This window comes from Klebsiella sp. GB_Kp047 (assembly GCF_040065235.1).
GTDB lineage: Bacteria > Pseudomonadota > Gammaproteobacteria > Enterobacterales > Enterobacteriaceae > Klebsiella > Klebsiella quasipneumoniae.
Genome location: NZ_JBEAJG010000028.1, coordinates 138,542 through 158,887, shown reverse-complemented (window position 1 = coordinate 158,887; position 20,346 = coordinate 138,542). Strand labels below are relative to the sequence as shown.

The 20,346-nt window shown below is 58.2% G+C and carries 21 protein-coding genes; 16 read left to right on the top strand and 5 right to left on the bottom strand.

Features of this window, described 5'->3' with window-relative positions:
* Window positions 1-93 precede the first annotated feature (93 nt).
* The gene (locus ABLV76_RS09220) at window positions 94-2,115 is read left to right on the top strand and encodes an NADPH-dependent 2,4-dienoyl-CoA reductase (protein ID WP_348878284.1); all 2,022 of its coding nucleotides are present in this window, start codon (window positions 94-96) and stop codon (window positions 2,113-2,115) included.
* A gap of 155 nt (window positions 2,116-2,270) precedes the next feature.
* Here ABLV76_RS09220 and rlmG read toward each other — a convergent pair whose 3' ends face one another.
* Window positions 2,271-3,401, bottom strand: coding sequence for a 23S rRNA (guanine(1835)-N(2))-methyltransferase RlmG (gene rlmG, locus ABLV76_RS09215; RefSeq protein ID WP_048295620.1), 1,131 nt, complete (start codon window positions 3,399-3,401; stop codon window positions 2,271-2,273).
* Between the two features lie 85 nt (window positions 3,402-3,486).
* Window positions 3,487-4,194, bottom strand: coding sequence for a B3/4 domain-containing protein (locus ABLV76_RS09210; RefSeq protein WP_004206111.1), 708 nt, complete (start codon window positions 4,192-4,194; stop codon window positions 3,487-3,489).
* A gap of 43 nt (window positions 4,195-4,237) precedes the next feature.
* Between ABLV76_RS09210 and ABLV76_RS09205 the strand changes: the two genes are divergently transcribed.
* From ABLV76_RS09205 to sstT, 5 genes are all read left to right on the top strand, one after another.
* The gene (locus ABLV76_RS09205; RefSeq protein ID WP_004206112.1) at window positions 4,238-4,840 is read left to right on the top strand and encodes an XRE family transcriptional regulator; all 603 of its coding nucleotides are present in this window, start codon (window positions 4,238-4,240) and stop codon (window positions 4,838-4,840) included.
* A gap of 19 nt (window positions 4,841-4,859) precedes the next feature.
* Window positions 4,860-5,360, top strand: a complete 501-nt coding sequence (locus ABLV76_RS09200) for a M48 family metallopeptidase (protein WP_023319188.1) — start codon at window positions 4,860-4,862, stop codon at window positions 5,358-5,360.
* A gap of 73 nt (window positions 5,361-5,433) precedes the next feature.
* A complete protein-coding gene (locus ABLV76_RS09195; RefSeq protein WP_348878283.1) occupies window positions 5,434-6,423 on the top strand; it encodes a Gfo/Idh/MocA family oxidoreductase in 990 nt (329 codons plus the stop codon).
* A gap of 272 nt (window positions 6,424-6,695) precedes the next feature.
* Window positions 6,696-7,667, top strand: a complete 972-nt coding sequence (locus tag ABLV76_RS09190) for a TerC family protein (protein ID WP_004188496.1) — start codon at window positions 6,696-6,698, stop codon at window positions 7,665-7,667.
* A gap of 267 nt (window positions 7,668-7,934) precedes the next feature.
* Window positions 7,935-9,182, top strand: a complete 1,248-nt coding sequence (sstT, locus tag ABLV76_RS09185) for a serine/threonine transporter SstT (RefSeq protein ID WP_004206115.1) — start codon at window positions 7,935-7,937, stop codon at window positions 9,180-9,182.
* A 15-nt stretch (window positions 9,183-9,197) separates the two neighbouring features.
* On the opposite strand, the gene ABLV76_RS09180 is transcribed toward sstT, so the two are convergent.
* The 3 genes from ABLV76_RS09180 to uxaC all read right to left on the bottom strand — a co-directional run bounded on the left by ABLV76_RS09180 (window position 9,198) and on the right by uxaC (window position 12,800).
* Window positions 9,198-9,752, bottom strand: coding sequence for a YgjV family protein (locus tag ABLV76_RS09180; RefSeq protein WP_004206116.1), 555 nt, complete (start codon window positions 9,750-9,752; stop codon window positions 9,198-9,200).
* 129 nt (window positions 9,753-9,881) lie between these two features.
* Entirely contained in the window at window positions 9,882-11,369 is a 1,488-nt protein-coding gene (locus tag ABLV76_RS09175) for an altronate dehydratase family protein (RefSeq protein WP_064187860.1), read from the bottom strand.
* 18 nt (window positions 11,370-11,387) lie between these two features.
* Complete coding sequence (uxaC, locus tag ABLV76_RS09170; RefSeq protein WP_065696786.1) at window positions 11,388-12,800, bottom strand: glucuronate isomerase; 1,413 nt, start codon at window positions 12,798-12,800, stop codon at window positions 11,388-11,390.
* Window positions 12,801-13,280: 480 nt separating this feature from the next.
* Between uxaC and ABLV76_RS09165 the strand changes: the two genes are divergently transcribed.
* The 10 genes from ABLV76_RS09165 to ABLV76_RS09120 all read left to right on the top strand — a co-directional run bounded on the left by ABLV76_RS09165 (window position 13,281) and on the right by ABLV76_RS09120 (window position 20,248).
* The gene (locus tag ABLV76_RS09165; protein ID WP_004206119.1) at window positions 13,281-14,582 is read left to right on the top strand and encodes an MFS transporter; all 1,302 of its coding nucleotides are present in this window, start codon (window positions 13,281-13,283) and stop codon (window positions 14,580-14,582) included.
* 130 nt (window positions 14,583-14,712) lie between these two features.
* Window positions 14,713-15,489, top strand: coding sequence for a transcriptional regulator ExuR (gene exuR / locus ABLV76_RS09160; RefSeq protein WP_004206120.1), 777 nt, complete (start codon window positions 14,713-14,715; stop codon window positions 15,487-15,489).
* Between the two features lie 341 nt (window positions 15,490-15,830).
* A complete protein-coding gene (gene yqjA, locus ABLV76_RS09155) occupies window positions 15,831-16,493 on the top strand; it encodes a DedA family general envelope maintenance protein YqjA (RefSeq protein WP_004206121.1) in 663 nt (220 codons plus the stop codon).
* An 8-nt stretch (window positions 16,494-16,501) separates the two neighbouring features.
* Window positions 16,502-16,879 (top strand): EnvZ/OmpR regulon moderator MzrA, encoded by a 378-nt coding sequence (gene mzrA / locus ABLV76_RS09150; RefSeq protein WP_072096611.1) that lies wholly within the window; start codon window positions 16,502-16,504, stop codon window positions 16,877-16,879.
* 149 nt (window positions 16,880-17,028) lie between these two features.
* A complete protein-coding gene (locus tag ABLV76_RS09145) occupies window positions 17,029-17,397 on the top strand; it encodes a DUF1090 domain-containing protein (protein ID WP_004206124.1) in 369 nt (122 codons plus the stop codon).
* A 45-nt stretch (window positions 17,398-17,442) separates the two neighbouring features.
* Window positions 17,443-17,748, top strand: coding sequence for a YqjD family protein (locus ABLV76_RS09140; protein WP_002917916.1), 306 nt, complete (start codon window positions 17,443-17,445; stop codon window positions 17,746-17,748).
* 2 nt (window positions 17,749-17,750) lie between these two features.
* Window positions 17,751-18,149, top strand: coding sequence for a phage holin family protein (locus ABLV76_RS09135; protein ID WP_023291093.1), 399 nt, complete (start codon window positions 17,751-17,753; stop codon window positions 18,147-18,149).
* A complete protein-coding gene (locus ABLV76_RS09130; protein WP_004206127.1) occupies window positions 18,146-18,442 on the top strand; it encodes a YqjK-like family protein in 297 nt (98 codons plus the stop codon). Before ABLV76_RS09135 ends, ABLV76_RS09130 begins: the two co-directional genes overlap by 4 nt.
* 350 nt (window positions 18,443-18,792) lie before the next feature.
* A complete protein-coding gene (locus tag ABLV76_RS09125; RefSeq protein ID WP_002917920.1) occupies window positions 18,793-19,185 on the top strand; it encodes a DoxX family protein in 393 nt (130 codons plus the stop codon).
* 76 nt (window positions 19,186-19,261) lie between these two features.
* Window positions 19,262-20,248 carry a glutathione S-transferase family protein gene (locus tag ABLV76_RS09120; protein ID WP_043520970.1) on the top strand — a complete coding sequence of 329 codons (987 nt, stop codon included), beginning with the start codon at window positions 19,262-19,264 and terminating at the stop codon, window positions 20,246-20,248.
* Window positions 20,249-20,346: the final 98 nt, after the last annotated feature.

Here is a 20,346-nt window from a genome sequence, read left to right as displayed (position 1 = left end):
AATCACCGCACTCCCCTTTTCCCTTTTTCTCCACGACGGCTAAATTAGTAACTCATCCGACCACATAACAATAATTTTACATTGGAAGCCATTATGAGCCGCTATCTGTCGCTTTTCGCCCCGCTTGAGCTGGGCTTCACCACCCTTAAAAACCGCGTGTTGATGGGCTCCATGCATACCGGTCTGGAAGAACTGCCCGACGGCGCGCAGCGGTTAGCGGCCTTTTACGCCGAGCGCGCGCGTCACGGCGTGGCGCTGATCGTCACCGGCGGCATCGCTCCCGCCCCGTCCGGGGTGACCATGGCCGGCGGCGCGGTGCTCAACGATGCCAGCCATCTGGCGCATCATCGCCAGATCACCGACGCGGTACATCAGGAAGGCGGTAAAATCGCCCTGCAGATCCTGCACACCGGGCGCTACAGCTACCAGCCCGCGCTGGTCGCCCCTTCGCCTCTGCAGGCGCCGATAAACCGGTTCACCCCTCATGAGCTGAGCCACGACGAGATCCTCACGCTGATCGATGATTTTGCCCACTGCGCCCAGCTGGCGCGGGAAGCGGGCTATGACGGCGTCGAGGTGATGGGCTCTGAGGGCTATCTGATTAACGAATTCCTCGCCGCGCGCACTAACCAGCGCAGCGATCAATGGGGCGGCGATTACGCGCGCCGTATGCGATTCGCCGTTGAAGTGGTCAAGGCCGTGCGCCAGCGCGCCGGTCACGATTTCATTATCATCTACCGCCTATCGATGCTCGATCTGGTCAACGACGGCAGCACGCTGGCGGAAGTCACTGAACTGGCCAAAGCGATTGAAGCGGCGGGAGCGACCATCATCAACACCGGGATCGGCTGGCACGAAGCGCGCATTCCAACCATCGCCACGCCGGTACCGCGCGGCGCCTTTAGCTGGGTCACCCGCAAGCTGAAAGGCGCGGTGTCGATCCCGCTGATCACCACCAACCGCATCAACGATCCGCAGGTCGCGGAGGATATTCTCGCCCGCGGCGATGCCGATATGGTATCGATGGCCCGCCCGTTCCTCGCCGACGCCGAATTTATGTCAAAAGCGCAGAACGATCGTGCCGATCAGATCAACACCTGCATCGGCTGCAACCAGGCGTGTCTCGATCGGATCTTCGTCGGCAAAGTCACCTCCTGTCTGGTCAACCCGCGCGCCTGTCATGAAACCCTGATGCCGGTCCTGCCTGCCAACGCGCCTAAACGGCTGGCGGTGGTCGGCGCCGGGCCGGCCGGTCTGGCCTTTGCCGTTAACGCCGCCGCCCGCGGCCATCAGGTCACGTTGTTCGATGCGCTGCCGGAGATCGGCGGCCAGTTTAATATCGCCAAACAGATCCCTGGCAAAGAGGAGTTCCACGAGACGCTGCGTTACTACCGCACCATGCTCGATCTTAACGGCGTCGATCTGCGCCTGAACACCCGCGTTACGGCAGACGATCTGCTGGCGTTCGATGAGACGATCCTCGCCACCGGTATCGCCCCGCGCCTGCCGGCGATCGCCGGGATCGATCATCCCAAGGTGCTCAGCTACCTGGATGTCTTGCGCGACAAAGCGCCGGTTGGCGCGAAGGTGGCGATCATCGGCTGCGGCGGCATCGGCTTCGACACCGCGATGTACCTAAGCCAGTCGGGCGTGGCCACCAGCCAGGATATCGGCGAGTTCTGTCGCGAATGGGGTATCGATACCAGCCTGCAAACGGCGGGAGGGCTGCGTCCTGAAGGCCCGCAGCTGAGTCAAAGCCCGCGACAGATTGTGATGCTGCAGCGCAAAGCGAGCAAACCGGGCGAAGGGCTCGGCAAAACCACCGGCTGGATCCATCGCGCGACGCTGCTGGCGCGCGGCGTGAAAATGATCCCGGCGGTCAGCTATGAGAAGATCGATGATGAGGGGTTACATGTGACTATCGGCGGCGAACGCCAGCTGCTGGCGGTGGATCATGTGATTGTCTGCGCCGGTCAGGAGCCGCGCCGCGAGCTGGCGGAACCGCTGCGCGCGGCAGGGAAAACGGTGCATTTGATCGGCGGCTGCGACGTGGCGGCGGAGCTGGATGCGCGCCGGGCGATTGCCCAGGGCACGAAGCTGGCGCTGACGATTTAGCCGTGTCCCGGGGGCGGCGCGATGCGCCTTCCCCGGGCTACCACGATAATCCCGCACGCTAGCCCGGCGAAGGCGTCAGCCGGTAGCCCGGCTAAGGCGACAGTCGGTAGCCCGGCTAAGGCGACAGCCGCAAGCCGGGGAAATAGCCACACGGATCAGCGCTGCTTACGCACCTTGGTCGCTTTCAAAATGACAAACTTATTGTTCGTCGCAATCGTCGTGCAGTTACCAAAAGCGCGCTTCAGCTTACGGAAGTAGTCGAGATGACGGTTGCCGACGACGTACAGCTCACCGCCGTATTTCAGGCTGCGGCGGGCGTCGTTAAACATCTGCCAGGCGATATGGTCGGTAATGGCGTGCTGCTGGTGGAACGGCGGATTGCACAGGATCGCCGTAAAGCGGTCCGGCTCAATGCCGGAGAGCGAGTTGTTGACCATAAATTCACAGCGGTCGATATCGTCCGGCAGGTTGTGCTCGACGTTCAACCGGCTGGAAGCCACCGCCATGTGCGACTCATCGGTGAACATGACCCGCGCGTTCGGGTTCTGCGCCAGCGCCTGCAGGCCAATCACCCCGTTGCCGCAGCCGAGATCGGCGATCTCGCCTTCTAAATTAGACGGTAAATGCTGCAGGAAGAAGCGCGCGCCGATATCCAGACCGCTGCGGGCAAAAACGTTGGCATGGTTGTGGATGGTCCACGGCGTGCCGTCCAGCTTCCAGCTGTAGGTTTGCGGCGCATCGGCCAGCTCAGGGGCGGTGAAAACGCAGTGGATCAGACGCGCTTTTTTCCATGCCAGCGAGGTGGTGGTGGTACCGAGAATTTTTTCAAACAGCGCCAGCGTCGAGTTATGCACATCGCGGGCTTTCGCCGCGGCGATAATACGGGTTTCCGGCGTCACCACTTGGCGCAGGGCGCGCAGCTGCTGTTCCAGCAGCGCCAGCTGCTTTGGCACCTTAATCAGCACCAGCGCCGGCGCGGCCGGCAGCGGGCTCAGGCTATCCTGAAAGCGCACGCTCTCTTCATCAATGCCGTTCATCCGCAGGTTGTGGCGGGTCGCCAGCTCGGAAATAAAGGAATCGTTGATGCTGACGGGGTTGCGCTCCGCCAGCGCGCAGGCGAGCGCGCCGAAGCCGTCGTTGAAGATGAGCGTCAGGCCGTCGACGTCATTCACCTGTTGCAGCAGATATTCATCCGCCGCTTCCCACGCCTGAAGCGCTTCTTCTTCAGCGTTAGGTGGGAACCGCTCTAATGTGAATAACTCACCGTTTAACTCTGCCTGGCTCATCGCCTCTCCGCCTCCGGAATAGTAAAACCCGCGAGTTTATACGCAAATCCTGTCCAGTTGAAGAGAGATCGCTGATCATCGCCGCTCAGCGTAGATCGCCCTCGTCATCGGCTTGCAGCAGCGTTATCGACGCGCGGGCGCCGGGCATCAGCTGCTGCAGATAGCCTACCAGCCGCTCTCCCGCCTCTTGCAGGGCCGACAACGGCATCGCCGGCAGGCTTTCGAGAATAAACCACATCGTCTGCGCGCCGCTGTCCAGCCGGGTACGTACGCCCTGTCGCCAGTTCCAGCGTCGGCAGGTTACGCCTATATCATCCCGCCAGATGACTTCGCCCGGCTCCGGATATTCCACCACCGGCTCTGCCGATTTTAGCGTATCGAATGGCTCATCGCCGCGGGCAATGGCCAGCCGCGGTTCGCCACGGTAGGCGGCCAGATTTTCCCCACCGACCGGGACGGCATAGCGAATGCTGATCGCGTTGTAGATATCCACTACCGGATCGATGGCCGGCAGGCTCCCCTCTTTCAGCACCCGCTTGCGCAGCGCCTGCGCCGAACAGGGGGTACGTTTCGCCTTCGCGCCGAAGGCGCTGAAGGCTTCATCCCATGCCGCCAGGTGCGCTTGCGCCCAGGGCACATCATCCTGCTGCACCGCCTGGCAGGCCTCGGCCAGCGCCTGCTCCGCGATGGCGGGGTTGGCCACCGGCGCACTCTCCACCACAATACTTAATGCCCGAAAGCCCGGCGCCAGGCGGCTGACCGCAGATTCGATTGACGGCGTTACGCTACGCATTCGATAATCCTGTAATGACCAATTTGTTTCATCATAGTGACCAATGAACGTAAAAGTCAATATAACGACCGATTCAGGAGCTGATGTCGACCAGGTAAGTCGCGCCGTCGCCACGCGGCTGAAGGCCTACCGTAAAGCGAAAAAAATGTCGCTGGACGAGCTATCGCGCCGGGCCAGCATCAGCAAAGGTATGCTGGTCGAGATGGAAAAAGAGGCCGCCAACCCCAGCATTGCGATCCTCTGCAAACTCGCCGCCGCGCTGGGCGTTTCGGTGGCGGATATCGTCAATGTGGCAAGCGAACCCGCGTTGCATATTATTCCCGCCGAGCAGATCCCCACCCTCTGGCAAGGCCCGCTGGGAGGCAGCGCCAGGCTTCTCGCCGGCACCGCCGGGCCGAATATGATTGAGCTGTGGCGCTGGGAGATGCAGCCCGGCGAAGCCTTTACCTCGCCCGGCCACCCGGCGACGACCTTCGAGCTGCTGCACGTGGAAGCCGGCGCGCTGACGCTGACGCTTGGCGAGACCTGCCGCACGGTGGCGGTCGGAGAATCCGCGGTGGCCCGCACCGAAATAGAGCACGGTTACCGCAATGAGGGTACTGCGCCGCTGGTCTTTACCATGACCGTGGCTGAACTGCCCTCCTGACAGACGTAATGATAAGACGATGACAAAACTCATTTATTTACAGGGCTATCCTGAATCGCTGCTGGCGCAGGTGACCACGTTAATCGAGCAAGACCGCCTCGGCGAGGTGCTGCAAAAGCGCTATCCGCAAGGGCACGACGTTAACAGCGATAAAGCGCTATATCAGTACACCCAGGACTTGAAAAACCGCTTTCTGCGCGGCGCGGCGCCGATCAACAAAGTGATGTATGACAGTAAGATCCACGTGCTGAACAATGCGCTCGGCCTGCATACCGCCATTTCGCGCGTTCAGGGCGGCAAGCTGAAAGCCAAAGCGGAGATCCGCGTGGCGACGGTATTTCGCGACGCGCCGGAGGCCTTTCTGCGCATGATCGTGGTTCATGAGCTGGCGCATCTGAAAGAGAAGGATCACAACAAGGCTTTCTATCAGCTGTGCTGCCATATGGAGCCGCAATACCACCAGCTGGAGTTCGACACCCGCCTGTGGCTGACGCACCTTTCGTTGAAGCGTTCTGCGTAGTCACGCACTGGTTTTGTCATGGGGGCATGATAGAGTGGCGACAGGTTCCCTTTAATGGAGTTCGTCACCGTTTATGATACGTTTCGCAGTTGTTGGCACAAACTGGATCACTAAGCAGTTTGTCGATGCCGCCCATGAAACCGGCAAATATAAACTTTCCGCCATCTACTCCCGCAGCCTCGAACAGGCGCAAGCCTTCGCCAATGACTATCCGGTCGAGCATCTGTATACCTCGCTGGAGGCGCTGGCGCAAAGCGACGCCATTGATGCGGTGTATATCGCCAGCCCGAACTCCCTGCACTTCCCGCAGACGCGGCTGTTCCTGAGCCACAAGAAGCACGTCATTTGCGAAAAACCGCTGGCGTCGAATCTACAGGAGGTCGAGGCGGCCATCGCGGTGGCGAAAGCCAACCACGTGGTGCTGTTTGAAGCCTTCAAAACCGCCAGCCTGCCCAACTTTCTGCTGCTGAAGGAAACCCTCGGCAAAGTGGGTAAACTGCGTAAAGCCTTCATTAACTACTGCCAGTACTCTTCGCGCTACCAGCGCTACCTCGACGGCGAAAACCCCAACACCTTTAATCCGGCGTTCTCCAACGGTTCGATTATGGATATCGGCTTCTATTGCCTGGCGTCCGCTGTGGCGCTGTGGGGCGAACCGCGGGCCGTTCATGCCACCGCCAGCCTGCTGGACAGCGGCGTGGACGCCCAGGGCACCGTGGTGCTGTGCTATGACGACTTCGACGTGACGCTGCATCACTCCAAGGTGAGCGACTCGGCGATCCCCAGCGAAATTCAGGGGGAAGAGGGGGTACTGGTGATCGAAAAAATCTCCGAGTGCCAGAAGCTGGCGTTTGTGCCGCGCGGCGGCAAAGCCCAGGACCTGACGCAGCCGCAGCATATCAATACTATGCTGTATGAGGCGGAGACCTTCGCGCGGCTGGTGGAAACAGAGGATGTCGACCATCCGGGCCTGGCTGTGAGCCGTATCACGGCGAAACTATCGAGCGAAATTCGTCGCCAGACCGGGGTGATCTTCCCGGCCGATACGCAGCCGCTGGCGTAAAAGAGTGTAAAGGCCCGTCTGGCCGCCATTGACGAAAACCGCCTCGTGACATATTTTGTTACGAGCAAAGGGGAGTAACTTCCTTGCCGGCCGATCGTCATTACGATGCGTGTAATACCGCATCCGGTCGCCGGGCAATCACCAAAGCCCATCGCGATGAACTTTGGTTGTTGTAAGTGAGACCTTGCCGGAAGGCGAGGTCTATGCATAAAAGCGCAGCGGCTGCCGTCTTCCGACGTCAGCCGTTTTTGTTTTTATGTAAGGAATATCAAATGAATACTGTCGGCACGCCGTTGCTATGGGGTGGATTCGCTGTCGTCGTCGCGATCATGTTGGCGATCGACCTGCTGCTTCAGGGACGACGCGGTTCGCATAGCATGACCATGAAGCAGGCCGCTGGCTGGTCTATCCTCTGGGTCACACTTTCTCTGTTGTTCAACGCCGCGTTCTGGTGGTATCTGGTGCAAACCCAGGGCCGCGCCGTCGCCGATCCGCAGGCCCTGGCCTTCCTCACCGGTTATCTGATTGAAAAAGCGCTGGCGGTCGATAACGTCTTCGTCTGGCTGATGCTGTTCAGCTACTTCGCCGTGCCGCCTGCTCTGCAGCGCCGGGTGCTGGTGTATGGCGTCCTCGGGGCGATTGTTCTGCGCACCATTATGATCTTCGCCGGCAGCTGGCTTATCTCCCAGTTCGACTGGCTGTTGTACGTCTTCGGCGCCTTCCTGCTGTTTACCGGCGTGAAGATGGCGCTGGCGAAAGAGGATGATTCCGGCATCGGCGACAAACCGCTGGTGCGCTGGATCCGCAGCCATCTGCGAATGACCGATAAAATCGAGAGCGAGCGCTTCTTCACCCGTAAAAACGGGGTGCTGTTCGCCACGCCGCTGCTGCTGGTGTTGATTCTGGTCGAGCTGAGCGATGTGATATTCGCCGTCGACAGTATCCCGGCGATCTTCGCGGTCACCACCGACCCGTTTATCGTGCTGACCTCGAACCTGTTTGCCATTCTCGGCCTGCGCGCCATGTACTTCCTGCTGGCGGGGGTCGCTGAGCGCTTCTCGATGCTCAAATATGGCCTGTCGGTGATCCTGGTGTTTATTGGCGTGAAGATGCTGATCGTCGACTTCTACCATATCCCGGTCGCCATCTCGCTGGGGGTCGTGGGCGGCATCCTGACCGTCACGCTGTTGATTAACGCCTGGGTCAACAAGCAGCACGACAAGCAGCGCAAACTGCCTGAATAACCTGCCTGGCGCGCCGTCGGCTCCCGCTGGCGGCGCGGTAATCGGCTATAGCAGACCTTCTCATAACGAGAATGCCTGCTCATGTCACAATTATGTTACTGCGTAGTTAAAAAATAAGATCCAGATTAAAATCACAGTATTTTACGCTTCCCGCCAGGCTTTCTTTCCGTATACTCGGCTATGCAAACATCTATTTACATCCTGACATAAACGTAACAAATAATACGTGGCTGGGATGGCTTGCTACATCACTGGAAGGAATGAATTATGACAACACGCACTCCCCCATCAGGGTGGCTCTCCCGCCTGGCGCAAGGCAGCCTGGTGAAACAAATTTTAATCGGCCTGGTGCTTGGCGTGCTGCTGGCGCTGGTCTCTAAGCCAGCGGCTATCGCCGTCGGCCTGCTGGGGACCCTGTTCGTCGGCGCGTTAAAGGCGGTAGCGCCGGTGCTGGTATTGATGCTCGTCATGGCCTCGATCGCCAACCATCAGCACGGACAAAAAACCAGTATTCGCCCTATTCTGTTTCTCTATCTGCTGGGCACCTTTAGTGCGGCGCTGACCGCGGTGTTGTTCAGTTTTCTCTTTCCGTCGACTCTGCACTTAACCACCGCCGCCGACAGCATCACGCCGCCGTCGGGGATTGTTGAGGTGCTGCGTAGTCTGCTGATGAGCATGGTGTCCAACCCGGTCGACGCCCTGCTGAACGCCAACTATATCGGTATTCTGGTGTGGGCAGTGGGGCTTGGCTTCGCCCTGCGCCATGGTAACGACACCACTAAAAACCTGATCAACGATATCTCCCACGCGGTGACCTTTATCGTTAAAGTGGTGATCCGCTTTGCGCCGCTGGGGATCTTCGGCCTGGTCTCTTCCACCCTGGCGACCACCGGTTTTGAAACGCTGTGGGGCTACGCCCAGCTGCTGCTGGTACTGGTGGGCTGTATGCTGCTGGTGGCGCTGGTGATTAACCCGCTGCTGGTGTTCTGGAAGATTCGCCGTAACCCCTATCCGCTGGTGCTGACCTGCCTGCGCGAAAGCGGCGTCTACGCGTTTTTCACCCGCAGCTCCGCCGCCAATATTCCGGTGAATATGGCGCTATGCGAGAAGCTGAACCTGGATCGCGATACCTATTCGGTCTCCATTCCGCTGGGGGCGACCATCAATATGGCGGGCGCGGCAATCACGATTACCGTGCTGACGCTGGCGGCGGTCCATACGCTGAACATTCCGGTGGATCTGCCGACGGCGCTGTTGCTGAGCGTGGTCGCTTCGCTGTGCGCCTGCGGCGCCTCCGGCGTGGCGGGCGGTTCGCTGCTGCTGATCCCGCTGGCCTGTAATATGTTTGGTATTCCGAACGATGTGGCGATGCAGGTGGTTGCCGTCGGCTTTATCATCGGCGTGCTGCAGGATTCCTGCGAAACCGCGCTGAACTCCTCCACCGACGCCCTGTTTACCGCCGCCGCCTGCATGGCGGAAGACGACCAGCTGGCGAAAAACGCCCTGCGCAGTTAATGCCTTTCCCCTCCGCTACCGCGCGGAGGGGCTCTCTTCCTGCACCGCGTTTTCAACCCTGAACGGATCGATACCCCGCTTTTGCATCCGGCGGAAGCGAATGATATTCAGGCCGTTGACGATCAGGAAACTGCCTTCAATCAGCGTCCCGCCAATCGAACCCAGCCACAGGTTATGCGTCACCCAGCAGGCGGTGGAGCACCACATCACGCAGCGGACGGTCAGCCCTTTACAGCGAAACAGCGCCCAGGTGCTGGCGACAGTGCCAATAATCGGCAGCAGCTCCATAGCATGCTGCAGCTTGCCAAGGCCGAGGATCAACGTCAGCAGGATAAAGACTGTCATCACCCACAGGCTGCGGGTGCGCAGGGAAATGACCGTGCGGAGCGCATTAAGCCCGGCGCTCATCCCGGCAGGCGCGGCGCCCATCAGGAAAAAATGGACGCCGATAACGGCGCTATAGACCGCCAGCTGAAGCCTGAAGCGACGTTCGTCGCGGTTGATAAAGGTGGTAATGCCGATAAGAAAGGCGATGACGCCGACGCCCTGAGCCAGCCAATACGCGGTCATGAAAGCTCCCTGAGAGAAAAAACAAACGGCGCTTCACAGGCTGAAACGCCGCTGCTGCTTACCCGATGACGCTGCGCTATCAGGCCAATGCGCGATCAACGCCGCCCGGGCGCCAATATGAATGCGCCTTTACAGGGTAACACCGCTTTTAAAGATGGCCAGCTCGCGGAAGTCATTCTGCTCATTACAGGTCGGTTTGCCGTTGGCGAAAGCCACAATGGTATCCACGAACTCCTCCAGCAGCTGTGGCATCGCTTTGCCGTGGATCAGCTGTCCGGCATCGAAGTCGATCCAGTGCTTTTTCTTTGCCGCCAGCTCGCTGTTGGTGGCGATCTTCACCGTCGGCACAAAGCCGCCGTACGGCGTGCCGCGGCCGGTGCTGAACAGCACCATATGGCAGCCGGCGCCGGCCAGCGCGCTGGTGGCGACGGCATCATTGCCTGGCGCGCTCAGCAAGTTCAGACCATGAACCTTCAGACGTTCGCCGTAGCGCAGGACATCCACGACCTGGCTGGAGCCCGCTTTCTGGGTACAGCCCAGCGACTTATCCTCGAGGGTGGTGATCCCCCCGGCCTTGTTGCCCGGCGAGGGGTTTTCGTAAATAGGCTGGTCGTGCGCGATAAAGTACTGCTTAAAGTCATTGACCATAGTCACCAGCTTGTCGAAGGTCGCTTCGTCGCGGCAGTGGCTCATCAGCAGCTGTTCAGCGCCGAACATCTCCGGCACTTCGGTCAGCACGGTGGTGCCGCCGTTGGCGATCACATAGTCTGAGAAGCGCCCCAGCATCGGGTTGGCGGTAATGCCGGACAGGCCGTCAGACCCGCCGCACTCGAGGCCAAACTTCAGCTCGCTCAGCTTACCCGGCTGACGTTTATCCTGACGCATCACGTCATACAGCTGGTGGAGATGCGCCACTCCCGCCTCCACTTCATCGTCCTGATGCTGACAAACCATAAAGTGCACGCGCTGCGGATCATACTCGCCCAGCGTTTCGCGAAAGGCCTCCACCTGATTGTTTTCACAGCCAAGGCCCACCACCAGCACCGCCCCGGCGTTCGGATGGCGAACCATATTCTGCAGCATGGTGCGGGTATTGAGGTGATCGTCCCCGAGCTGCGAGCAGCCATAGGTATGGCTGAAGAGATGCACTCCATCGATGTCCTCCGCGCCGTTTGCCTCTTTCAGAAAACGGTTCTGCATCTGGCGGGCCATGGCGTTGACGCAGCCGACGGTCGGCAGGATCCACAGCTCATTGCGCACGCCGACGTCGCCATTGGCGCGACGATAAATCTGCACGTCGCGATCCGCTGGCTGCGGCGGTTGGGCAACCTGCTCCGGTTGATAGCGATACGCGTCAAGGTCGCTGAGATTGGTGCGCGTATTGTGCGCATGGACATGCTCGCCCGGCGCGATATCCGCCAGCGCATGGCCAATCGGCAGCCCATACTTAACGACGTTTTCCCCTTTCGCGATAGCGCGCAGTGCAAACTTGTGTCCGCGAACGATATCCTGACCGAGGGTGACCGGGTCATTGTCGATCATCACCACGCTACCGGCCGTCATATCCGCCAGCGCGACCGCGACGTTATCCTGCGAATGGATTTTGATGTATTGCATATCAACCGACCTCTGGTCTTAGTTCAGTTCAATGGCGAAATAGTCACGCGCATTGTTAAAGCAAATGTTTTTCACCATCTCGCCCAGCAGCGCGATATCCGCAGGCGCTTCGCCGGCGGTCACCCAACGGCCGATCATCTGGCACAGAATGCGGCGGAAGTATTCGTGGCGCGTGTAGGAGAGGAAGCTGCGGCTGTCGGTCAGCATCCCGACAAAGCGGCTCAGCAGGCCGAGCTGCGCCAGCTGGGTCATCTGCCGCTCCATGCCGTCTTTCTGATCGTTGAACCACCAGCCGGAGCCGAACTGCATCTTGCCCGGCATCCCTTCGCCCTGGAAGTTACCGATCATGGTGCCCAGCACTTCGTTATCGCGCGGGTTCAGGCAGTAGAGAATGGTTTTCGGCAGCAGGTTCTCTTCGTTCTGCTTGCTCAGCAGCTTAGACAGCTCTTCAGCCATCGGACGATCGTTGATCGAGTCAAAGCCCACGTCCGGGCCTAACAGTTTGAACTGACGCAGGTTGTTATTGCGCAGCGCGCCGATGTGGTACTGCTGCACCCAGCCGCGACGAGCATACTCTGCGCCGAGGAACACCAGCACCGCGGTTTTGAACTGCGCCACTTCGCGTTCGCTAAGGGTTTCACCAGCCAGGCGACGCGCCAGAATGGCGTCCAGCTCGGCGTCGGTCGCTTCCGCAAACAGCACTACGTCCAGGGCGTGGTCGGAGACTTTGCAACCGTGAGCGGCAAAATGGTCCAGACGTTTGGTCAGCGCGCTTTGCAGGTCCGCAAAACGGCGAATATCGGTGTCGGACACTTCACCCAGCTTAGCCATATAGTCATTGAAGGTCGCCTGCTCGATGTTGAACGCTTTATCCGGGCGCCAGCTCGGCAACACCTTGATATCAAATGAAGTGTCTTTGGCGACAACCGCATGGTGTTCCAGGGAATCAATCGGATCGTCGGTGGTGCCGACCATCTTCACGTTCATCTGCTTCATGATCCCGCGGGCGGAGAAGGCGTCCTGCGCCAGTAACGCATTGCACTGTTCCCAGATCTCATCGGCGGTGGAAGGTGACAGCAGCTTACCTGTAATACCAAATGGGCGACGCAGCTCTAAGTGGGTCCAGTGGTATAACGGGTTGCCAATCGTGTGAGGCACGGTGGCTGCCCAGGCGTCAAATTTTTCGCGATCGGAGGCATCCCCGGTACACAGAGGCTCCGGCACGCCGTTGGTGCGCATCGCGCGCCATTTGTAGTGATCGCCTTTCAGCCAGATGTCATACAGATTTTTGAAACGATAATTTTCGGCAACCTGCTGCGGCGGAAGGTGGCAATGGTAGTCGAAAATAGGCTGATCTTTCGCGTAATCGTGGTACAGGCGGCGGGCAAATTCGCTATCGAGTAGAAAATCTTCGGTCATAAACGGTGTCATTCGTGTGTCCTCTTCGCTCCGGAACAGGAGCCTTTCAGATGATTGACTACAATGCTGACAAAGTTATCACACCAATTTCCACAGACCGAACTGTTTTTCGTGAGTTAGATCAATAAACGCTGATAAAAAAAACCGCCTCTCCACGGCAAACGTCTCGCCAGGGCGCGCCGTATCTGGCTTTCCTCGCCAGTCATAAAGACCACACTAACTTTCCCACTTTTGTGACAGCACTCAACTTTTAAAGTTGTATGACAAGTTATCTTTCTGCCGTCGCAACATATAAACCGACGGAATGCTTTACCGGTGTTGATGGCATCGGCTTATACGGAATGGATACCGACTTTTTACATAACAACTGATGGTAAGGTTCGGGCCAGAGGGGACCGCCCTCCTGAACCCTCCGTTTCGCTTTCCCGACCGCGTATCGCCGTCAGGAGAGGCCGCACCTGGTGCGGAGAAATTACAGACGATGAGGTTTACATGCGTAAAATTAAAGGGTTACGTTGGTACATGATCGCACTGGTGACGCTGGGCACCGTGCTGGGCTACCTGACCCGTAACACCGTGGCGGCGGCCGCGCCGACGCTGATGGAAGAGTTACACATCTCGACCCAACAGTACTCCTATATCATTGCAGCCTATTCCGCTGCCTATACCGTCATGCAGCCTGTCGCAGGCTATGTCCTTGATATTCTGGGGACTAAAGTCGGCTATGCCTTCTTCGCTATCGCCTGGGCGATATTCTGTGGCTCGACCGCCCTCGCCGGCAGCTGGGGTGGCCTGGCGCTGGCCCGCGGCGCGGTGGGCGCGGCGGAAGCAGCGATGATCCCCGCCGGGCTGAAAGCCAGCTCCGAATGGTTCCCGGCGAAAGAGCGCTCTATCGCGGTGGGCTACTTCAACGTGGGTTCCTCTATCGGCGCCATGATCGCGCCGCCGCTGGTGGTGTGGGCGATTGTCATGCACAGCTGGCAGATGGCGTTCATTATCTCCGGGGTGCTGAGCTTCGCCTGGGCCATCGCCTGGCTGATCTTCTACAAACACCCGCGCGATCAGAAGAAATTATCTGACGAAGAACGCGACTACATCATTGGCGGCCAGGAGTCTCAACACCAGACCAATAACGCGAAGAAAATGTCGCCGTGGCAGATCCTGCGCAACCGTCAGTTCTGGGGTATCGCCCTGCCGCGTTTTCTCGCCGAGCCGGCCTGGGGTACCTTTAACGCCTGGATCCCGCTGTTCATGTTTAAGGTTTACGGCTTTAACCTGAAAGAGATCGCCATGTTCGCCTGGATGCCGATGCTGTTCGCCGACCTCGGCTGCATCGTCGGTGGATACCTGCCGCCGCTGTTCCAGCGCTGGTTCGGCGTCAATCTGATCGTGTCGCGTAAAATGGTGGTCACCATGGGCGCCCTGCTGATGATTGGCCCGGGGATGATCGGCCTGTTCACCAGCCCGTACGTGGCGATTGCCCTGCTGTGCATCGGCGGGTTCGCTCACCAGGCGCTGTCCGGGGCGTTGATTACCCTCTCTTCCGACGTCTTTGGCCGTAACGAAGTCGCTACCGCCAACGGTCTGACCGGGATGGCCGCCTGGCTGGCGAGCACCATGTTCGCCCTGGTCGTCGGCGCGCTGGCAGACACCATCGGCTTCAGCCCGCTGTTTGCCGTACTGGCGGTCTTTGACCTGCTGGGCGCGCTGGTCATCTGGACGGTGCTGAAAAACAAACCGGCTGACGATGACACGCCGCCGCTTAGCAGCCGCAAACCGGCCACCCAGAGTTAGAGACGCTGATGCTGAGGTGATCGCCTGCCAAGCCGCCTTCTCAGGCGGCTTTTTCATCCCTGCCAGTGGTGGAAATCGCGTAAAAGTGGTATAACAAATCGAATATTGTCGCCATCTTGCGGGAGCGAATATGGAAATCATTGAACCACGTCGTCTTTATCAGCAGCTTGCCGCTGAGCTGAAGACGCGCATCGAACAAGGTGTCTACCTTGTAGGGGATAAGCTGCCCGCCGAGCGCTTTATCGCCGATGAAAAAAACGTTAGCCGCACCGTGGTTCGTGAAGCCATTATCATGCTGGAAGTGGAAGGGTATGTCGAAGTCCGCAAAGGGTCGGGCATTCACGTCATCTCTAACCATCCGAAATACCAGCAAGTGGCCGATGAAAGCCTTGAGTTCGCCAACTATGGCCCCTTTGAGCTGCTGCAGGCGCGGCAGCTTATTGAAAGCAATATCGCCGAATTCGCGGCCACTCAGGTGACCAAGCAGGACATCATGAAGCTGATGGAGATTCAGGAGAAAGCGCGCAACGAGAAGTGTTTCCGCGACTCCGAGTGGGATCTGCAGTTTCACGTCCAGGTGGCGCTGGCCACGCAGAATAGCGCCCTGGCGGCGATCGTGGAAAAAATGTGGACCCAGCGCGTGCATAACCCGTACTGGAAAAAGCTGCATGAGCATATCGACCTGCGCACCGTCGATAACTGGTGCGACGACCACGATCAGATCCTGAAGGCTCTACTGCGAAAAGATCCGAACGCCGCCAAACTGGCGATGTGGCAGCATCTGGAAAATACCAAGCAAATGCTGTTTAACGAAACCAGCGACGACTTTGAATTTAATGCCGATCGCTACTTATTTGCCGAAAACCCGGTGGTTCATCTCGATACGGCGGCCAACGGCGCGAAATAAGCCTTTATCCTCCCGGCGCGCGGCCCCTGCGCGCCTGTTCCCCAGGCAGGCTGAGGTAAGCAAAACATATATAGTGTCAGCCTGTGTAAATCCTCTCGCCTCACATCGCCGCAATCAGCAAAATCAACGAGCAACACCTTGCAATTTCTCTGACGGAAAGTCAGGCGATTTGTTACAATTAGATGCATTTTGCCGTTCTGGGAGTAGGTATTGACTTACTTCAGTTTTATACAGGGAAGCGTTCAGAGCGCCGAAGCAGCGACCATAATCTCATAAAAATCTTGTCGCCCTACATGCCACGCGCTCAGACGTGCCGTTAACCGATGTACCAGGAATCGTGAATGGAACTATTAACCCAGTTATTGAATGCCTTGTGGGCTCAGGATTACGAAACGCTCGCGAATCCCTCCATGATTGGCATGCTGTATTTTGTCTTGTTTATGATTTTGTTCCTTGAGAACGGGTTACTGCCTGCCGCGTTTTTGCCGGGGGACAGCCTGCTTGTGCTCGTGGGCGTGCTGATCGCCAAAGGGGCGATGGGCTTTCCGGAAACGTTGCTGCTGCTCACCGCCGCCGCCAGCCTCGGCTGCTGGCTGAGCTACATCCAGGGGCGCTGGCTAGGCAACACACGGATCGTGCAAAACTGGCTGTCGCATCTGCCCTCCCACTATCATCAGCGCGCGCATCACCTGTTTCATAAGCATGGCCTCTCTGCGCTGCTGATCGGCCGCTTCATCGCCTTTGTGCGCACGCTGCTTCCGACCATCGCCGGGCTTTCCGGTCTCAATAACGCCCGCTTTCAGTTCTTTAACTGGATGAGCGGCCTGCTGTGGGTGCTCATCCTGACCTCGCTGGGCTATCTGCTGGGCAAAACCCCGGTATTCCTTAAGTATGAAGATCAGCTGATGTCCTGCCTGATGCTCCTGCCGGTTGCGCTGTTGGTCTTCGGACTGATCGGCTCGCTGGTGGTGCTGTGGAAGAAAAAATACAGAAGCCGGGGCTGATGATGGTCATGAAACGCCCTTCCCTGCGCCAGCTCAGCTGGCTGCTGGGTGGCTCTCTTTTGCTCTGCGCGCTGTTCTGGCTCTGGCTGGCGGTGCAGCAGCAGGAGGCCACGCTGGCGATCCGTCCGGTTGGCCAGGGCGTCAGTATGCCGGATGGTTTCTCCGTCTGGCATCACCTCGACGCTAACGGTATCCGCTTCAAGAGCATTACGCCGCAAAAGGATGGCCTGCTAATTAAGTTTGATTCCACCGCCCAGGGCGCGGCGGCGAAAGAGGTTCTCGGTCGCGCTCTGCCACATGGTTATATTATCGCCTTGCTGGAGGACGATAACTCGCCCACCGCCTGGTTATCCCGCCTGCGCGACGCGCCGCATCGGCTCGGGTAAACGGCCGTCAGACTGCGTTTTCAACGCAGTCTGGTGGTTTCCCGCATTTGTTACTATGCTTAAACCTGCGTGAATCAACGCATTCACGTTTACCAACGGGAACGGGTTTATCCTCCGGGTATACCCTAAGACAATGGAAGGTACTATCCATGAAACACCGCATCGCTCTGCTTCTGGCCCTGTCTTCACTTAGCGCCAGCGCCATAGCCGCCTCTCCCTGCCAGGAAAAAGAGCAGGATATTCAACGAGAGATCAGCTATGCCGAAAAGCATCACAATCAAAGTCGCATTGATGGGCTAAATACCGCGCTACGTCAGGTACGGGAGAACTGCAGCGACAGTAAACTCAAAGCCGATCATCAGCAAAAAATTGCCAAACAGCGGGAAGAGATCGCTGAACGTCAGCGCGATCTGCAGGAAGCCCGGAAGAAAGGCGATGCGGACAAAATCAACAAACGCCAGCATAAACTCAATGAAGCGCAACAGGAGTTGAAAACGCTGGAGTCTCGGGATTACTAATCACCATTAACTTTCGCAATACGGACCACGCTACAGGAGAACGACATGGCTAAAGAGAATGTGACTGACGACCTTCGTGCAGAACTGAAAACGCTGGCGGACACCCTGGAGGAAGTACTGAATTCCTCGGCGGACAAGTCGAAAGAAGAGATGGGTAAACTGCGCAGTAAAGCGGAGAGCGCGCTGAAAGAGAGCCGCGCCCGCCTGGGTGAGACCAGCGAAGCGATTCTGCGTCAAACTCGTGAGACCGCCGCGCGAGCGGATGATTATGTTCGCGAAAATCCGTGGACTGGGGTCGGGATTGGCGCCGCCGTCGGGCTGGTGCTGGGTGTCCTGCTGTCGCGTCGCTGATTATGGCGAATACACAACACACGCAGGGGCCGGGTCAGCGCGTCTTCTCCATTGGCCAGCGTATCGTTACGCTGCTGGTCGAAATGGTGGAAACACGGCTGCGCCTGGTCGTCGTGGAGCTGGAGGAGGAGAAAGCCAACCTCTTCCAGTTGCTGATCATGACCGGACTGACGCTGCTGTTTGCCGCGTTTGGCCTCATGAGTCTGCTGGTGCTGGTTATCTGGGCCGTTGACGCTCAGTACCGCCTGCACGTCATGATCGCCACCACCGTCGTGCTGCTACTCGCCGCCGCGATTGTCGGAATCCTTACCTTACGTAAGGCGCGACGCTCCACGCTGCTGCGCCTGACGCGAAGAGAGCTGGAGAACGACCGTGCCCTTCTGGAGGAAGATAAACCATGAATGGCCGACAGGAGCGTGAACGGCAAAAGGCGCAGCTGCTGCGCCAGATCCAGCAGCAACGGCTGGAGCTGAGCGCCTGTCGCCGCCACTGGCTGGATGCGACTGCGCCCTTAGACCGAGGCTGGCATACGCTGCTCAGTTTACGTTCGTGGCTGATGGTAGGCAGCGGTCTGATGGCCGTGTGGTCCGTACGGCACCCGCATTTTTTAATGCGCTGGACCAAACGCGGACTGGGTTTATGGAGTACCTGGCGGCTGGTCCGCGGGATCCTGCGCCAGTCGACACTCCGCTAGCCGCCCGGAGCGCGGGCGCTTTTCCCGGCGCCCCGCTCTGCCACTTCCCCGCCCGATACGCAACGCCGTTCGTAACAGCTTGCCTCCTGGCCGCCATCCGCGGTCAGCCAGTCCTCTTATCCGCCTGGCCAGGCCTATACCAGGAGCGGTAGTGATCTATCGCGTTCAGGAATCTTTCGCCCCCCTTTTGCCGATTACTCAGAAACTTTGAACTAGATCTACAGTTTTCCTTGCTAACAATTCCCTCTCCGCCTCGCTACTATCCTCTCCATCGACAGCAACACCGCGTAACTACGCGGGATTGCGCTAAAAAGCAAAACCGCCGCCCTTTGGGTTTTCTGGAGTAAGAAATGAAAAAATTAGAAGATGTTGGTGTACTGGTAGCGCGCATTCTGATGCCGATTCTGTTTATCACTGCAGGATGGGGCAAAATCACCGGTTATGCGGGAACCCAGCAGTATATGGAAGCCATGGGCGTACCGGGTGCGCTGCTGCCGCTGACCATCCTCCTTGAATTCGGCGGCGGACTGGCGATTCTGTTCGGTTTCCTGACCCGGACCACCGCGCTGTTCACCGCAGGCTTTACCCTGTTGACCGCGTTCCTGTTCCACAGCAACTTTGCGGAAGGCGTGAACTCTCTGATGTTCATGAAAAACCTGACCATCGCTGGCGGTTACCTGCTGCTGGCCATTACCGGACCGGGCGCATTCAGCATCGACCGTGTACTGAATAAGAAATGGTAAGCGCACTATACTGAATGAAAAAAGCGAGGAGACCACTCCTCGCTTTTGCTATCTGAAGTCAGAAGGAGGAACAAAGATGGGACAATTAGTCGACGGCGTCTGGCAGGATACCTGGTATGACACAAAATCCACCGGTGGGCGTTTTAAGCGTTCCGTTTCCGCCTTCCGTAACTGGCTCACCGCCGATGGCGCGGCCGGCCCGAGTGGCGAAGGGGGATTTGCGGCGGAAAAAGATCGCTATCATCTGTACGTCTCTCTCGCCTGCCCGTGGGCGCATCGCACGTTAATTATGCGTAAGCTGAAAGGACTGGAGCCCTTTCTTCCTGTCTCCGTGGTCCATCCGCTGATGCTGGAAAACGGCTGGACCTTTGACGACAGCTTCCCGGAAGCCACCGGTGACACCCTTTATCAGCACGATTTTCTCTATCAGCTGTATCTGCACGCCGACCCGCACTACACCGGCCGCGTCACCGTCCCGGTACTCTGGGATAAAAAACAGCAGACCATCGTCAGCAATGAGTCGGCAGAAATCATCCGTATGTTTAATACCGCCTTCGATGGCCTGGGCGCCAGAGCCGGGGATTACTACCCGCCGGCGCTGCGGGAACAAATTGATGAGCTGAACGGCTGGATCTACGACAACGTCAATAACGGCGTGTATAAAGCCGGCTTTGCCACCAGTCAGCAGGCTTACGACGAAGCGGTGGATGCGGTGTTTACCTCACTGGAGCGGCTGGAGCAGATCCTCGGTCAGCATCGTTACCTGACGGGCAATCAGCTGACGGAAGCGGATATTCGCCTGTGGACGACGCTGGTACGCTTCGACCCGGTGTATGTGACCCATTTTAAATGCGACAAACGACGCATCAGCGATTATCTCAATCTCTACGGTTTCCTGCGCGACATCTACCAGATGCAGGGTATCGCGGAGACGGTGAGTCTTCCGCATATTCGTCACCACTATTACCGCAGCCATAAAACCATTAACCCTACCGGCATCATCTCCATTGGGCCGCAGCAGGATCTCAGCGAACCACACGGTCGCGACCAGCGCTTCCGTTGATCCGTCGGGCGCCAGTGATGGCGCCCAATAATTCAGAAAACAGATATTTACCCACCATTCATTCACGTCTATTCTTATTGCGATCGCTTAAAAAACAA

Coding starts and splice junctions, on each gene's coding strand:
- ABLV76_RS09220 (WP_348878284.1), top strand. CDS start 94: ATGAGCCGCTATCTGTCGCTTTTCGCCCCGCTTGAGCTGGGCTTCACC.
- rlmG (WP_048295620.1), bottom strand. CDS start 3,401: ATGAGCCAGGCAGAGTTAAACGGTGAGTTATTCACATTAGAGCGGTTC.
- ABLV76_RS09210 (WP_004206111.1), bottom strand. CDS start 4,194: ATGCGTAGCGTAACGCCGTCAATCGAATCTGCGGTCAGCCGCCTGGCG.
- ABLV76_RS09205 (WP_004206112.1), top strand. CDS start 4,238: ATGAACGTAAAAGTCAATATAACGACCGATTCAGGAGCTGATGTCGAC.
- ABLV76_RS09200 (WP_023319188.1), top strand. CDS start 4,860: ATGACAAAACTCATTTATTTACAGGGCTATCCTGAATCGCTGCTGGCG.
- ABLV76_RS09195 (WP_348878283.1), top strand. CDS start 5,434: ATGATACGTTTCGCAGTTGTTGGCACAAACTGGATCACTAAGCAGTTT.
- ABLV76_RS09190 (WP_004188496.1), top strand. CDS start 6,696: ATGAATACTGTCGGCACGCCGTTGCTATGGGGTGGATTCGCTGTCGTC.
- sstT (WP_004206115.1), top strand. CDS start 7,935: ATGACAACACGCACTCCCCCATCAGGGTGGCTCTCCCGCCTGGCGCAA.
- ABLV76_RS09180 (WP_004206116.1), bottom strand. CDS start 9,752: ATGACCGCGTATTGGCTGGCTCAGGGCGTCGGCGTCATCGCCTTTCTT.
- ABLV76_RS09175 (WP_064187860.1), bottom strand. CDS start 11,369: ATGCAATACATCAAAATCCATTCGCAGGATAACGTCGCGGTCGCGCTG.
- uxaC (WP_065696786.1), bottom strand. CDS start 12,800: ATGACACCGTTTATGACCGAAGATTTTCTACTCGATAGCGAATTTGCC.
- ABLV76_RS09165 (WP_004206119.1), top strand. CDS start 13,281: ATGCGTAAAATTAAAGGGTTACGTTGGTACATGATCGCACTGGTGACG.
- exuR (WP_004206120.1), top strand. CDS start 14,713: ATGGAAATCATTGAACCACGTCGTCTTTATCAGCAGCTTGCCGCTGAG.
- yqjA (WP_004206121.1), top strand. CDS start 15,831: ATGGAACTATTAACCCAGTTATTGAATGCCTTGTGGGCTCAGGATTAC.
- mzrA (WP_072096611.1), top strand. CDS start 16,502: ATGAAACGCCCTTCCCTGCGCCAGCTCAGCTGGCTGCTGGGTGGCTCT.
- ABLV76_RS09145 (WP_004206124.1), top strand. CDS start 17,029: ATGAAACACCGCATCGCTCTGCTTCTGGCCCTGTCTTCACTTAGCGCC.
- ABLV76_RS09140 (WP_002917916.1), top strand. CDS start 17,443: ATGGCTAAAGAGAATGTGACTGACGACCTTCGTGCAGAACTGAAAACG.
- ABLV76_RS09135 (WP_023291093.1), top strand. CDS start 17,751: ATGGCGAATACACAACACACGCAGGGGCCGGGTCAGCGCGTCTTCTCC.
- ABLV76_RS09130 (WP_004206127.1), top strand. CDS start 18,146: ATGAATGGCCGACAGGAGCGTGAACGGCAAAAGGCGCAGCTGCTGCGC.
- ABLV76_RS09125 (WP_002917920.1), top strand. CDS start 18,793: ATGAAAAAATTAGAAGATGTTGGTGTACTGGTAGCGCGCATTCTGATG.
- ABLV76_RS09120 (WP_043520970.1), top strand. CDS start 19,262: ATGGGACAATTAGTCGACGGCGTCTGGCAGGATACCTGGTATGACACA.